Below are 365 nucleotides of genomic sequence, written 5' to 3' on the forward strand. Positions count from 1 at the left end.
CCGCCTCGCCGGGCTGCTCGCCGACGAGCCGCAGGCCCTGTTCCTGCTGCGCGGGCGCGATCCGGTGACCTTCACCGCCGAGCTGAGCCGCCGTCACGCGCGCCTCGCGGCCCGGGGCGACGCGGGCGCCACAGCGCTTCCCGGCGTGAAGGCGGCAGAGTTGTACGGGCGCGATCCCGGACCGCTCCCACCGGACCTGCCCGTCCCCGCGGCGACGGAGCCGCCCCCGGCGTACCCGGCGGGGACCTCGGTGCCCGACCCGCTCACCCTGGACCGCCTCGCGAGCGACGCGGGCACGCGCGCCCTCGCGCTCCTGCGCACGGGCACGGACCCGCTCGCGGGCCACGGCGTGTGGGAGGACGCGG

1 pseudogene is annotated in these 365 nt (G+C 79.7%); it reads left to right on the forward strand.

Features of this window, described 5'->3' with window-relative positions:
* Nucleotides 1–365 (forward strand): annotated as a pseudogene (locus G3I42_RS19550) (hypothetical protein); the annotation flags it as partial.

The organism is Streptomyces sp. SID11385, from assembly GCF_010548245.1.
Taxonomy (GTDB): domain Bacteria; phylum Actinomycetota; class Actinomycetes; order Streptomycetales; family Streptomycetaceae; genus Streptomyces.